This window comes from Desulfosporosinus youngiae DSM 17734 (genome assembly GCF_000244895.1).
Taxonomy (GTDB): domain Bacteria; phylum Bacillota; class Desulfitobacteriia; order Desulfitobacteriales; family Desulfitobacteriaceae; genus Desulfosporosinus; species Desulfosporosinus youngiae.
Genome location: NZ_CM001441.1, coordinates 4,390,620 through 4,404,931, shown reverse-complemented (window position 1 = coordinate 4,404,931; position 14,312 = coordinate 4,390,620). Strand labels below are relative to the sequence as shown.

The window sequence follows — 14,312 nt, the reverse complement described above, 5'->3', positions numbered from 1 at the left end:
TGTCGTGGGGATCGGGGCTATTGTCATAACCCCGTCCCCCTGACACTCTTACTGATGAAGTCTTCAAAAAAGTTAACACATGCGAAGAGAGTGCCTTCATAGGCACACCAGCCGCGTTTTCCAATAGCCCATTCGAGCTTACTCAAATGGGCTATAATTTTTTTCACCCTGAAAAGGAAGACAATCATTTTCATCCTCTGCTGGTGCTGCGACAACGGCATGGTCGGCTAACTCTGAAAAAGACCCTAAAGACATACAGAAAAATCTTCAGACCCGCAAGCAGGGCAGCTTCGCCACAGAAGCGAACCCATTGCATGGAGAGGCGGTAAAAGCCCACAAGCCGGTGCGGGAAGACGGAGCCACAGGTTCACATCAGGTACTACCCGGAGGTTTGGCGAAGTCCCGCATCGGCGAGTGGGCGAACCTCGGAATGCTGCGGTACGAAGACACTGTCTTCGCACGAATTAACTAATCTTGCACGGATGTGGCGAAGCTGCCCGGCCCGAGCGACCCCATTTTCATTCTCTGCCGGTGCCGCAGCAGCGGCATGGCAGGCTACTCCGCCAAGAAGTTTCAGCAAACATTCAGTTAACCATCAGTTGAATTTCAGGAAACCATCATATACTTGAAATCGAGCACAATGGATGAATGTAAGCGAGGCCGATCAAAGGCTTCTAAGGAGGAATGCAAAATGGCAATAACAACCTTCAAGCGTTATGAAATCAAATTCATGCTATTACAAGCACAATTTGATACGCTTATCCCTCGATTGTTAGAATACATGGTTCCCGATGCTCATTGTCAAAACGGAAAGGAGTACAGCATTTACAATATTTATTATGATACCCACGACAATAATCTAATCCGGCATTCAATTGCCAAACCCTACTATAAAGAAAAGCTTCGCCTGCGAAGCTATACTATCCCGGGCTCACTTGACGACGAGGTGTTTTTAGAACTAAAAAAGAAAATCGGCGGAATTGTCAATAAGAGGCGTGCAATCTTACCTTTAAAGGATGCCTGTGATTTTATTCGATCAGGGAAATGCCCAACGACTACGAACAAGCTCAATCTACAGGTTGCCAACGAAATTGAATACTTTTTAAGTCGCAATGATGTTCAGCCGGCGACTTACATTAGTTATAAACGACTGGCGTTTTTCGGCAAAGAGGATAGGGATTTTCGGATAACCTTTGATTACGATATCTTAACCAGAAGACACGACTTGTGTTTGAAAACGGCCAGTTTCGGAGACCCATTATTAGAAAAAGGACAGTATTTGATGGAAGTTAAACTATCCAGTGCAGCACCGATCTGGTTATCCCGGACGTTATCCAATCTGAAACTCTATAAAATGAACTTTTCGAAATACGGTAAGGAATATGAAAACGCCTGTACGTTTCTTAACCCAAGCCTATGTGCTAATTACTAATAAGTTTGGAAAGGAGCCTTTCGTCAATGTTAGAAACCTTACTAGCCCCTACGGGCGGAGATTCCCTTACTTTGGCCCATTCGCTTGCTATTTTGGGTGCCGCCTTAGCACTCGGTCTCTTTATCAGCCTGGTTTATATTCACACCCACAAAAAGCAAGGCTACTCCGCAGGATTTACCCTAACTATGATTATGCTGCCTGCCATTATTTCCGTGATTATCTTATTGATCGGGAATAACGTGGCACGAGCCTTTAGCTTAGCCGGGGCCTTCAGCCTCATTCGATTTAGAAGTGCTCCCGGTGAACCAAAAGATATTGCTTATGTGCTATTTACCTTAGCAACGGGTCTGGCCTGTGGGATGGGATATATCGCCTACGCTGCGCTTTTTGCGTTCATATTATGTTCGGTCATGGTTCTGCTTCATTACACGAACTTCCCAAACCCAAAGGCTAATGCCATGCAACTGAAAATCATCGTCCCGGAAAATCTTAACTTTCAAGGCTTATTTGATGACATCCTCAATCAATATACTGATTCCTGGGTTATGAACCGGGTTAAGACAAAAGATTTTGGAACCCTTTTTGAAGTTGTTTACAATATCAACCTGAAACGATCCATCAATCAAAAGGCATTTTTTGATGAACTGAGATGCCGCAATGGCAATCTGAATATCTCGTTAACCTCTCATCAATTAGAGGATAAAATTTACGCGTAAAGGAGACTATTCATGAAAAAATTGCTGGGGATTATGTTATCCCTGACCCTATTAACGACAGGCCTGGCAGGGTGTGCTTCCACGAAAGAAAGCCTCAATGCGGAAAGCCCAAGTCCAAGCGCCGCCATCGCGATTAATGCCATTTCTGTAAACTATGATAGCGATGATTATTATTTTGACTGGAAAAACGTCAGCTATAAGACGATCGGGTTAAATGGAAGCTCGGTCACGGTAATGGGGGACGGCTTAGCCGCAGAAGGCTCTTCTGTTACGATCTCCGCATCGGGAGTCTATGAAATTAGCGGAACGTTGACCGATGGGAGTATAATCGTCGATGTGAATAAAGACACGGATGACGAAACGGTCTTTCTTGTGTTAAACGGAGCCGCTATTAATAGCCAAACAAGCGCTCCGATCTATATTAAAGGTGCTAAAAAAGCAGTCATACTCCTTGAAGATAACACTAAAAACTCGGTTTTAGGTGGAAGCGGCAATCTTGTAAATGCCGATAATGAACCGTCTGCAGCCATCTTCAGCAAGGCTGATCTTACGATCACGGGCAGCGGATCATTAACAGTTACAGGAGATTATAATGATGGAATTACAAGCAAGGATGACTTGAAAATAACGGACGGAACCCTGATTGTAAACGCCAAGTCTGACGGAATCGTTGGCAAGGACAGCCTGAGTGTTAAAAATGGAAGCATCACCATCACCGCCGGTAAAGACGGCCTGCGCTCAACCAATGAAACCGATGAGGGCAAGGGAACTGTTGTTTTACAAAATGGACAATTCACAATTACTGCCGCCAACGATGCCATACAAGCCTTTAAACAAGTGCAAATTGAGGATGGTACCTTCAATCTGAACTCCGGCGGTGGTTATCCTGGTAAGAGTATCAGCAGCGGCAGCAATGACTTTGGCCTTGGCGGCCGCCCTGGTCAAAACCCCCAGGCAACGACAGCGAGCACAGTGAGTACAGAGGAAGAAAGCAAAAAAGGCTTAAAAGCCGGGCAAGGTATCCTGATAAATGGTGGGACCATCAATGTTTCTTCCTATGAGGATTCAATACACAGCAACCAGGATATTGCCCTGAATGGGGGCAACCTGACCTTGCAAAGCGGGGACGATGGGGTACACGCTGATAACAACTTAGTTATCAATAACGGTGAACTATTTATAAAGAACTCCTATGAGAGTTTAGAGGGTTTAAATATCACGATAAACGGCGGAAAAATTAACGCTGCCTCGACCGATGACGGAATTAATGTTAATAACCGAGAAGGTGTTTTGACGATCACGGGCGGCGAGATTGCTTTAAACGCAAACGGTGACGGAATAGATTCTAATGGGAGTATCAACATGACAGGTGGCACGGTCTATGTTGACGGCCCATCAGCAAATGGCAATGGGGCTATCGATTATGACAACGGCTTTACTATAAGCGGGGGAACACTCGTAGCATCCGGCAGTTCCGGGATGGCTCAAGGTCCAAGCAGCAATACGCAGCCATCGATCCTTATGTCTTACAGCTCTACGCAAGCGGCAGGAACGACGATAACCCTTAAAGATAAGGACGGCAATAGTGTTGTAACTTATACACCTACAAAAGACTATAGCTCCGTGGCAATTTCCGCGCCTAAGTTAGCAGTAGGCTCAACCTATACGCTATACAGCGGAAACACAAAACTAGTAGATGCTGCACTCTCAGACTCCATCACCTATCTTTCGGAATCGGGTGTGACCAGTAAACCGCAAAATTCCGGACCCGGGGGCGGAGGCGCGGGCGGCAGGAGGCCTGGCGGTGCCGGAGATATGCCTGATGGTAAAATGCCTTCTGGCGGCATGCCTCCTAATGAAGGAGGGATGCCGCCGGCTGAAAGGCTCCCGGAATAATGCAACAAGTATCTGTAGTGTAAGATTTGACCATTGGCCGAGGGAGGAATATAGTTCGGCTTTATCAAGAGAATGACTCATAAAGGCAGTCATACCGCATACCGCATATTGAACTAGATAACCTAGAGAAGAAGCCTGGAAAGCAAATTTCCAGGCCTCTTCCAAGTTTATACATCTCATTGCCGCCTCAGCATTTTACTGCCGGTCTACTCCGCCTATCGGCTCATTTTAACGATAAGGTTCTACGTCTGATTCAGAGGATTGAATGTTCATTTCGCAATTAATCACATTAACGTTGCACGGTGTATGAAACTGTAGTAATTTCTATGCTTAAAGTTCTACACTATTTTTCGTTATAGTTACACATCCCTGTTTAAAGAGCGGTGAAATTAACGAATGACATTACAGAATTTACAAAAGAAATTCGCTGTAATATTCCGAACTTTAATAGGATTAAGAATATTAATTAATAGCTATTGTGATATGCCCCTTTTTGGCACAATTATTGCGTTAGATATCAAGCAGGATAATGAAATTTTCAACAAGCGCGAACTCCAAACAGACTGTTTAACGTTTCCATACGATAACTCTGTTCCGATACACTAAAGGGTTAACCTAAGGCGCATATGCCAGACCAATCTTATCCTCATATTATTAGCGTTGCTTTGAGATGAAGGGGTGATGCAGATCTTTCAATTCAGGTACATTCAAAGTTATACTTACTTATTCGACCAACCTTAAGGGACTATATTTTTATGAGTTGTAACCTTAAATCAGTTAAAGAAAAGGGGACGGATATATGGGATCAGGGTTAGAGGATGTCGAGTTTAATCCTTTTCTTAAGAAGTTGATAATTTTTGCGAGTGGCGGTCCTTTTTTAGATGGATATATCATGGTTATTATTGGATTGGCGCTTACACAATTAGGTCCTCAGCTTAATTTGGATGTTTTCTGGACCGGATTGATTGGGGCATCTGCACTTGCCGGATTGTTTGTCGGAGGCTTGGTTTTTGGCTATGTTACCGATTTAGTGGGGCGTCAGCTTATGTTCACCATCGATCTGGTCGCGATAATAATCCTTTCAATCTGGCAGATATTTATCACGACTCCACTTGAACTTTTTTTACTGCGCTTCGCTATGGGGGTTGCCGTAGGTGCCGACTATCCCATTGCGACCTCCCTGATAGCGGAATTTACGCCCCGGAAGTACCGGGCTATGTCTATGGGATTTATTGCGGGGGTTTGGTATGTCGGGGCAACCGTGGCAGACGTTGTGGGTTACTTTCTGCTTGATGTGAATGGTGGTTGGCGATGGATGCTGGGAAGTGCTGCCATACCGGCTATCATACTCATAATTGGCCGTATAGGCACACCGGAATCACCCCGATGGTTAGTGAGTAAAGGGCGTGTTGATGAGGCGCGCGTAATTGTGAAAAAGGTATTTGGCCCTGATGCCGAACCTATTTTGGAAGATGAACATTTCGAAAAGACACGGTTAAGTAAGTTCATTAAATTAGGGTATTTTAAGAAACTTCTATTTGTTGTCATCTTATATACAGCCCAGGTTTTGCCGATGTATGCGATTTATACATTTGGCCCTCAGATATTAACGGCATTTGGCCTGGGGTCAGGCAATATGGCGGTATTAGGAGATATAGTAATCAGCGTTTTTTTCTTGATCGGCTGTATACCGACCATGTTTTGGCTGGAGTCATTCGGACGCCGCCCCTTGTGTATTATAGGTTTTGTTTTTATGACCTTAGCAATGTTGGTGTTGGGCTTGTTCCCGGGTGCATCGATCGTTATTATCGTTGGTGCCTTTGCACTTTACGCATTCTTTTCCGGCGGCCCCGGTATTTTAGAATGGCTTTATCCAAATGAGCTTTTCCCAACTGAGATTCGGGCTACGGCAATAGGGATCGCAGTGGCCTTTAGTAAAGTTTGCACGTTTTTAGCCATGTTTATTTTGCCCTATAGTATAAAGGAGTACGGAATCGGACCAACTATGCTCATGGGTGCGGCAATATCGGCTATTGGCTTGGCGGCATCAATCGTTTGGGCCCCGGAGACAAAAGGTATGACGCTTTCTCAATCATCAAGTGTTATCATTAAATGACGATTTTTCTTAAAAGCTGCGGTTGCAAAACAGCTTTCGGAAAATAATATGCACAATAAATCAGCCCGAGAGGACGTTTTTTAACGCCTTTCGGGCCTTTTTATTACCTTATTCATTTTGCATCAGCCCCTTTACCTTCAGAGTGTAAAATAGTGTAGAATGAAAATTCTACACTATTTTTCGTTATGTATACACTGCGTTGGCCTTTAAGGATAATGAAATTAAGCAAAGATAGTTTACGAAACAAAGTGGCCTAAATATTCATAATTTTAGTAGTTTTGAAAACTTAAACTAAATCTGGCTAAAGGTTATGGTCTCTGGCATGAATCTTGCGATATATAACAGACAGATGACAGGTGCTGTTGATGGATAAAGAAATTCAAAAAGGAGGTAAGGTAAGGGGTGAAGGGATGATGCAGATTCGCAGCATCGTGAAGAAGAGAACTAAGACTACACGACAAAAGAATCTCGAATAAAAGGAGAATGGTGATGAGTAATACACCGAAAACGGTGGAAAAGTTAGAGACTGATAAAATCTTGTACTTTGCGCCGATTATTTTGATTATAGGGGTTTGTATTTATCTGGGCCTTAACTTAGAAAGGGCCAGCGAGTTGATCAATATCTCTTTTGCATTCGTGACCGGTAATTTCAGCTGGTTTTATCAGATATTTACGTTTGGGTGTTTGTTAGTTTGTTTGTACATGATCGTCGGTAAATACGGTAGTCTTAGATTCGGAAATGAAAAACCCGAGTTTTCCACGTTCAGCTGGCTGTCTATGATTTTCACCGCAGCACTGGGCGGATCAGTGGTTTTGTGGGCGACGATTGAACCATTTTATTATCTGATGGGACCTCCCTTTGGCGCAGAACCATTCTCCTATGAGGCCTATCAATGGGCGACCAGCTATCCCTTGTTTCACTGGGGTTTTACCGGCAACTCTATGTACTGTGCCTTGGGTGTAGCCTTTGGTTATATGTTCTGGGTGCGCAAAAAAGATGTGAATAGAGCCAGCAGCGCTTGTGCTATGCTCTTAGGCGAAAAAATCACCCGCGGCTGGGTTGGCAAGGTGATCGATGTTCTCTTGATCCTGTCCATTGTGGGCGGTATCGCTACAACCTTAGGCTTAGCGACGCCATTGGCCAGCGAACTGATTGTATCCGTTTTCGGCATCCCGCGGACAATGACTATGGATATTAGTTTGATCCTTTTCTGGATCATCGCTATTTCTCTCTGCGTTTACAGCGGACTTCATAAAGGAATCAAATTGATCAGCAACTTTCGGATGTGGCTAATCTTCGCAGTTCTGGCTTATGTTTTTATCGTCGGACCAAAAGTTTTCATGTTAAATAATTTCTGCGAAGGCTTGGGCAATATGATGAATGACTTCTTTAAAATGAGTTTTTATACAGAGCCTTTTGCCAACAAGGATTTTAACGGTTTCCCCCAATGGTGGACTATTTTCTATTGGGCCTGGTGGGCAAGCTATGCCTCGCAAATGGGTATTTACTTTGCCCGGATCTCTAAAGGGCGTACGGTCAGAGAATTCTGCATCGCTATTTTGACCGCCACCGGACTGGGAGTATGGATTTTCTTCGCTGTATTTGGCAACTACACATTGCATACCTTTATGAATGACCGGCTGCCCCAGCTGACAGACACCTTGAACAATTTGGGCAACGCGTCAGCGGTGGTTCAGGTCTGGTCAACCTTACCCCTGACTAATGTATTCCTGTTCGCGATGCTGTTAATGACCTTGGTGGCGACGATCACCTTGTTAAACGGTACTGCCTATACCTTGGCCATATTGAGCACCAAAAAAATGACCGGCGAGCAGGAGCCGCCCGGCTGGAACCGGATATCCTGGGTGTTAGTCTTAGGCATTTTGGCTTTGGTCCTCATGGCCATCGGCGGTCTGAAAGCGGTTCAAACCTCCAGCGTTTTGGTATCATTCCCTATGCTGTTCATTTTTATCATCATTATCATTGGATTCTTCAAAGTGATTAGGGAGGATGACTGGGGCCATTTCCAACGAGATGCGGCCAAAACGGCACCGATTACAATTGAAGCTGACGGTTCCCCTGCCAAATCAGTTTAACTTTTTAATTGGAAATAAACTTAAATAACGTTATAACAAACCTACTGCCGGGGTCACCCCGGCTTTTTACAGTTTCCGGCCCATTTTAATGCGGCAAAAATAAAATTAGATAATTTCAACTACTATCTATATTCAGTACCTTTTGTTATAATCCAATAAATATGTGAATTTGACCTTAAACCCGAAAAATTGCTCGTTCCTTATTAACCCTAATTTGAAAGATTTTAGCAGAAATACAGAAAGCTGAAACCATGAATATTACACATGAATTTTTATTGATGTAAGCGAAAAATTTGATGTAAAGCAGGTGACCTTATGGTAGAGAATAGCTCTCTTATTAAAGACATATTTGGAGCATTCATTTCGGATATACATCAGGGATTAGCTGTCATTGATTCAGCAGGTATATTGGAGATTTGCAATCTGCGTTTTGCTGAAATATTGGGGAAAGACCAGGTAGGTTTAATTAACAGGAACATTTCGGACCTTATTCCCGGATTTGACGAGGATTGCTATGGGAGAGAGAGGTCTCTCAATCTTCATCCTTATCAAAGCATTTCTTTAAAAACCCTGCCTGTCGGAAACCAAACCATCGGAACATTTTTTTTGGTCATTCTATCTGAAGATGAGGACCAGGAAAGGGAAAAAACCTTATTTTTAAATCAGGCATTTGAAACGATTCTGGATAATATCGACGAAGGGGTGATGGTCGTTGATTCTAAAAGCAGAGTCGTTTACTGCAATAGGGTTCAGCTGGAGTTTGACGGGCTGGAACTGGAAACTATTCTTGGCCAGCCAACCCCGGAAATTTATAACTTTGATCCGGAAAGCGGCACCCTATGGAAATGTATAAAGACAGAGAAATATTTTGGCCCTTACGTTCAATACTACTGTTCTAATTACGGTCAGTATATTCGTGTCACTGGAAATAATTTTCCGGTCAAACAAGGAGAAAGAACTACGGGAGCAGTAGCTATCTACAGGAATTTGCAAGAGAGCGAAGAAATGGTTGCCAAAATAATTAACCTGCAAAAACGGATGAATCTTGAGCAGTCGGATTATCTAAGTGTCTTAGTCAGCGGTTCGTCAGCAAAAGAACGCAAGTTTTCGTTTGACGATATCCTTGGTGACAGTTCCCGCATTCGTGACAGTATCTTCTGGGCGAAGGGGGCGGCTAAATCGGATTCACCGGTTTTCATTTACGGGGAAACCGGTACCGGCAAAGAGATGTTCGCCCAGAGCATTCATTGCAGCAGCAGGAGATGCCAGAAACCCCTGGTCTCCATTAACTGCGCTGCTATTCCCGAAACATTACTGGAGGGCATAATTTTCGGTACAGTCAAAGGTGTGTTTACCGGTGCGGTTGACCGTAAAGGTCTATTTGAGGAAGCGGACGGCGGCACGCTCTTTCTGGATGAGATTAATTCTATGCCCCTTGGCTTACAGAGTAAACTGCTCCGCGCCCTGGAAGAACGAAAGATCAGAAGGCTGGGCGGCAAGAACGAGATTCCTGTCGATGTACGCATCATCAGCACTTGCAATATCGAACCCCTGGAGCTCATCCGTCAAAACCTTCTGCGAACGGATTTATATTACCGGCTGGCGGTGATTAACCTGGAAATCCCGCCTTTGCGCGCCAGGAAAGAGGACATCAATCTTCTGGTCCGTTTTTTTGTAAAAGGTTTTAATATGAAAATGAAAAAGAACATTTGCGAAATTTCTCCGGATGTTTTTGCGCTTTTAGAAAGCCACGACTGGCCGGGCAATGTCAGACAGCTGAAACACTGGATTGAATCGGCGATGAATATGGTTCCTGAGGATGAACCTGTTTTCAGCAAAAAATATATGCCCCGAAATTTCAAATCCTTTATGGGCACCATATCTTTAAACAATGAACCCATAAAGCAAGGCGAAGTGTTTGAGGAAATTAAGGAGCAGGAACGTGCCAGGTTGATCAATGCTTTGAAGCAGCATGGCGGCAATATCACCAAGACTGCCAATGAATTGAATATCAGCCGGCAAGTCCTCTATTACCGATTGCGTAAACTGGGCATCAAATAAGAGGTTTTCCTTAAATAAGAAAAGCAGTGTAGATATATGTAGAAAAGTTAATGCTACATATTTTTACACTGCTTTTAATGTTGCCTGTATCTAAGCCGAATAGGGCAGATAGGATCAGGAAAGTGAACTAATTCAAGGGAAAGAACTGAGGAAATCCAACCATTTAGAAGCGAACTCAGAGATAAATCAAGAAGTTATCTAAATGTTTTTGCAAATGTATTTTTTGGTATGACTCTTGCAATAACTTAAGACTCAGATGGCAGTTGTTGTTGATCGAAAAAGAATTGGAACGGAGGTTAAGAAAATGTCAAGAAATGCACATGCCAGATTTACCATGACGGGCGGTTTTGGAGTTGATGTTCTTTCACAGGATGAGCTTTACGCTATTCACTGTTCGACTCTCGATGTGTTGCAGCATGTAGGCGTGCGGGTGGACAGCAAGGAAGCCCAGGAGATATTTTGCTCTGCCGGATGTACCCTGGATCCAGGCTCGGACATAGTGAAAATCCCTCCCTATATTGTCGAGGAGGCGGTACGCTCCGCACCGAGCAGTATTTTGCTGGCAGCCAGGGACCCCAAGAAAGATTATATTTTAGAAAGCAACCGGGTGGGATTTGTTAATTTCGGTGAAGGGGTTAACGTTATCGACCCGGTTAACAGAAAGTTTCGCCGCAGCACTAAGCAGGATGTGGCTAATGCGGCAAAAATGAGCGACTATCTTTCGGAAATGGATATCAGCTATCGGGCGGTGGTAGCCCAGGATTATCCGGGACCGGTTCAGGCGCTGCATAATGCGGAGGCGATCTTCCCTAACACCAGCAAACACTTTTTCATTGGCGCAGACGGGGTGAGCAATGCCCGCAAATTAATTGAGATGGCGGCAGCGGTGGCAGGCAGTCGTGCTAAATTGAAGGAAAGACCTCTTATCAGTTTTAACGTTTGCCCGACCAGTCTGCTCAAGCTGATTCCGGAATGCACGGATGTGATAATTGAGGCTGCGCGAGCGGGAATTCCGGTTAACATTATTTCTATGGCCCTGGCGGGCGCGACATCCCCTGTGACCCTGGCGGGAACCTTGGTCACCCATAATGCGGAGGTATTGAGCGCCATTATTCTCAGTCAGTTGTCCTGCAAAGGAGCGCCCTGCATTTACGGGTGTTCGACGACGATCATGGATATGCGGCATACTACGGCGCCTGTGGGTTCACCGGAATTAGGGATGATCAGCGCGTCGGTAGCCAGAATGGCTCAATATTATAATCTGCCCAGTTTTGTAGCCGGCGGATAGGCAGACAGCAAAATACCCGATGCCCAAGCAGCTCATGAAAAAACTCTGACAGGTCTCCTCGCAGCCCAGGGCGGCGCGAATTTGATCTACGGAGCGGGTATGCTGGACATGGGAATGACCTTTGACTTTGCTCAATTTGTCATGGATAACGAAATCTTCAAAATGATCAGGAAGGTTATTGGCGGAATCAAGGTAACTGACGAAAACATGGCTGTGGACATAATCAAGGAGATTGGTCCCGGCGGAGAATTTGTCAGCCATGAGCACACCTTTGATCATTTTAGACGGGAGCAGTCCCATACAAAACTGTTCGACAGATCTATGCGGGAAACCTGGGTACTTGAAGGGGAGACTAATTTGACGGACCGCGCCTACGCAGAAGCTAATTATATCCTCAATAACCATACGCCAATGCCCCTGGCTGAAGACGTTAAGCAAACCATTCGGCGTATCGTGGAGGAAGCGGAAAAAGAGTATGGCACGGTAAGAGAATAATTCCGGGAATCCGTTGACTAAAAAGAAAAACAGGAGTGAAGATAATGGCTAATGAAGAAATTCTGGATAAGCTTATTGAAGGCGTGCGCGAAGGTGACGCTGCGCAGGTAAAAGAGTGGACAGATAAAGCGATTGCGGCCGGGATGCCACCCCTCACTATAATTAATGAAGGTTTGACCTTAGGGATTCAGGCGGTAGGCGCTTTGTTTGCCGACGGGACTTACTTCCTGCCGGATTTGCTCTTAGGCGCTAAAGCTATGGATGCGGGAATCAAAGTCATAGAACCGCTGATGGCCGACGAAAAAAGAGAATTCTTAGGCCGGGTGTTAATGGGAACTGTAGAAGGCGACTTGCACGAAATCGGCAAGAATATTGTCATTATGATGTTAAAGACATCCGGATTTGAAGTACTGGATATCGGAATTGACGTTCCGGCCAAGAAGTTTATCGAAAAGACGCAAGAATTTAAACCGGACATTATTGGCATCTCGGCGCTTTTAACAACCACTGTCGGGCGGCAGAAGGAAATTATCGAACTTCTGCAGGAAGAGGGTCTTAGAGACAAAGTTAAAGTAATGATCGGCGGCGCACCGATTAACCAGAACTGGGCGGATACTATTGGAGCGGACGGCTATGCGGAAGATGCTACGGTAGCGGTGGATGTTGCCAAACGGCTTTTGGCGGTATAGTTGGATAATTAACGGCGTCAATAGAAAATGGAGGTAGAACGATGAGATTCGATTACTATTCTGAAGAGCAACTTTTACAGGTTCATGAAGCAAGCCTGGATCTTCTCAAAAAGGTGGGAATCAGCACCAGCTCGCAAAGGTTCAGGACCTTGCTCCTAGATCATGGCTGTATTGAAAAGGGGGATAGAATCCTTTTCACTCAGGATGTTATTGACAAAGGAATGAAGACCGTACCGGCCGTTTTCAATCTTTACGGCCGCAACGATCTGCATAAATTGGAAATCGGGGCCAAAAAGGCCTACTGCCAGACCTTGGTTGGCGCACCGTCAGTCATTGACCTGGAAACCGGCGAGCGCCGGGATGCCATGCTCAAAGATTTAGAGGATATGACCCGCCTGGCGGATGCCCTGGACAGTGTCAATATCATATCGCCCCTTTTTCCCAGGGACGTGCCCCAGGAAATCATTCTGACGGTTGAGACGGCGACTTGTCTGCGCAGCACTTCCAAGCCCTTAAGTATTTGTGTGGAGTCTTCCCGGGAATTGAAATTTATCCACGAACTTTTGGTAGCCGCTGCGGGCAGCGAAAAGGCTCTCAGGGAAAAACCGCTGGCCCAGCTGCCTGTTTCACCGGTCAGTCCTTTGGGTTATGGTTTTGATCCGGCGGAAGCCTTGCTGGATGTGGTGGAAGCAGGCCTGCCTTTGGGTGTTGAGCCTTGCCCGCAAATGGGCGCTACCGGTCCGATGAGCATGAACGGGCTGGTGGCTATGCACAATGCGGAAGTCCTGGCCGGCGTGATCGCGGCCCAGCTTTACAAACCCGGCGCTCCTTTAACCATGTCCACCCGGGCTACATTTATGGATATGAGGACGGGCCTCGGTTTATGGGCGGCACCTGAAATGGGCATGATGTCCGCGGGGCTGAACCAATTGGGACGCCATTATCACATCCCGGTTGCTCCCGGCGGCTATTGCGGAAGCTCCAAGATCGCGGATATGCAAAGCGGCTATGAGCATCTTTACAACGCCTTAATTGAGGCTTTAACCGGCAGTGATATCATCGGCTCGGCAGGGTCCCTGGATAATGCCTTAGTGGAGTGTTTCACTATGCTGGTCATGGATAATGAGATTTCTTCGATGGTGCAAAGGACCATTAAAGAGTTTGAAGTCAACGCGGATAACTTGGCTGTAGATGTTGTTACGGAAATAATCGAAAACAACGATAATTTCCTCGGTCATAAACATACCAGAAAATATCTGCGCTCCGGGGAACTATGGGTACCAACGATCAGCCAGAGACAAACCTTCGAACAATGGGCCGTTAAAGGTCAGAAAGTCGAGGATATAGCGAAAGAAAGAGCCAAGAACTTACTGGCTGCACATCAGCCGGCACCTCTAAGTGCCGAAGTTGAAAAAGAATTTACAAGGATACTTGCCGATGCCAAAAAGGCATTAATGTAAGTCTGAAGAATGGGTTTAGACAGGGGGGCAGGACAACCCGTAGGTTTGTTTATGGCAATTGA

Annotated in this window: 9 protein-coding genes and 1 pseudogene; all 10 read left to right on the top strand. The window is 45.3% G+C overall.

What is annotated here, in order from left to right; all coding sequences use genetic code 11:
* Positions 1-310: 310 nt before the first annotated feature.
* The 10 genes and pseudogenes from DESYODRAFT_RS28805 to DESYODRAFT_RS20345 all read left to right on the top strand — a co-directional run bounded on the left by DESYODRAFT_RS28805 (position 311) and on the right by DESYODRAFT_RS20345 (position 14,250).
* Positions 311-472 carry a hypothetical protein gene (locus DESYODRAFT_RS28805; protein WP_169315931.1) on the top strand — a complete coding sequence of 54 codons (162 nt, stop codon included), beginning with the start codon at positions 311-313 and terminating at the stop codon, positions 470-472.
* A 219-nt stretch (positions 473-691) separates the two neighbouring features.
* On the top strand, positions 692-1,432 hold the full coding sequence (locus DESYODRAFT_RS20390; RefSeq protein ID WP_007785997.1) for a polyphosphate polymerase domain-containing protein: 741 nt from the start codon (positions 692-694) through the stop codon (positions 1,430-1,432).
* Positions 1,433-1,458: 26 nt separating this feature from the next.
* Positions 1,459-2,148 (top strand): DUF4956 domain-containing protein, encoded by a 690-nt coding sequence (locus tag DESYODRAFT_RS20385; protein ID WP_007785994.1) that lies wholly within the window; start codon positions 1,459-1,461, stop codon positions 2,146-2,148.
* Between the two features lie 12 nt (positions 2,149-2,160).
* Positions 2,161-4,044, top strand: a complete 1,884-nt coding sequence (locus tag DESYODRAFT_RS20380; RefSeq protein ID WP_007785992.1) for a carbohydrate-binding domain-containing protein — start codon at positions 2,161-2,163, stop codon at positions 4,042-4,044.
* A 799-nt stretch (positions 4,045-4,843) separates the two neighbouring features.
* Positions 4,844-6,160: an MFS transporter gene (locus tag DESYODRAFT_RS20375; RefSeq protein WP_007785989.1), complete on the top strand. Its 1,317-nt coding sequence runs from the start codon at positions 4,844-4,846 to the stop codon at positions 6,158-6,160.
* Between the two features lie 489 nt (positions 6,161-6,649).
* On the top strand, positions 6,650-8,257 hold the full coding sequence (caiT, locus tag DESYODRAFT_RS20370) for an L-carnitine/gamma-butyrobetaine antiporter (protein ID WP_007785987.1): 1,608 nt from the start codon (positions 6,650-6,652) through the stop codon (positions 8,255-8,257).
* 315 nt (positions 8,258-8,572) lie between these two features.
* Complete coding sequence (locus DESYODRAFT_RS20365) at positions 8,573-10,318, top strand: sigma-54-dependent Fis family transcriptional regulator (RefSeq protein WP_007785985.1); 1,746 nt, start codon at positions 8,573-8,575, stop codon at positions 10,316-10,318.
* Between the two features lie 256 nt (positions 10,319-10,574).
* Positions 10,575-12,101 (top strand): annotated as a pseudogene (gene mttB, locus DESYODRAFT_RS29370) ([trimethylamine--corrinoid protein] Co-methyltransferase).
* A 44-nt stretch (positions 12,102-12,145) separates the two neighbouring features.
* Positions 12,146-12,790, top strand: a complete 645-nt coding sequence (locus DESYODRAFT_RS20350) for a corrinoid protein (RefSeq protein WP_007785983.1) — start codon at positions 12,146-12,148, stop codon at positions 12,788-12,790.
* 41 nt (positions 12,791-12,831) lie between these two features.
* Complete coding sequence (locus DESYODRAFT_RS20345) at positions 12,832-14,250, top strand: trimethylamine methyltransferase family protein (protein ID WP_007785981.1); 1,419 nt, start codon at positions 12,832-12,834, stop codon at positions 14,248-14,250.
* Positions 14,251-14,312: the final 62 nt, after the last annotated feature.

Bases quoted from the DNA above. Each gene is read 5' to 3' on its own strand.
- DESYODRAFT_RS20390 (WP_007785997.1), top strand. From the start codon at position 692: ATGGCAATAACAACCTTCAAGCGTTATGAAATCAAATTCATGCTATTA.
- DESYODRAFT_RS20375 (WP_007785989.1), top strand. From the start codon at position 4,844: ATGGGATCAGGGTTAGAGGATGTCGAGTTTAATCCTTTTCTTAAGAAG.
- caiT (WP_007785987.1), top strand. From the start codon at position 6,650: ATGAGTAATACACCGAAAACGGTGGAAAAGTTAGAGACTGATAAAATC.
- DESYODRAFT_RS20345 (WP_007785981.1), top strand. From the start codon at position 12,832: ATGAGATTCGATTACTATTCTGAAGAGCAACTTTTACAGGTTCATGAA.
- DESYODRAFT_RS20365 (WP_007785985.1), top strand. From the start codon at position 8,573: ATGGTAGAGAATAGCTCTCTTATTAAAGACATATTTGGAGCATTCATT.
- DESYODRAFT_RS20385 (WP_007785994.1), top strand. From the start codon at position 1,459: ATGTTAGAAACCTTACTAGCCCCTACGGGCGGAGATTCCCTTACTTTG.
- DESYODRAFT_RS20350 (WP_007785983.1), top strand. From the start codon at position 12,146: ATGGCTAATGAAGAAATTCTGGATAAGCTTATTGAAGGCGTGCGCGAA.
- DESYODRAFT_RS20380 (WP_007785992.1), top strand. From the start codon at position 2,161: ATGAAAAAATTGCTGGGGATTATGTTATCCCTGACCCTATTAACGACA.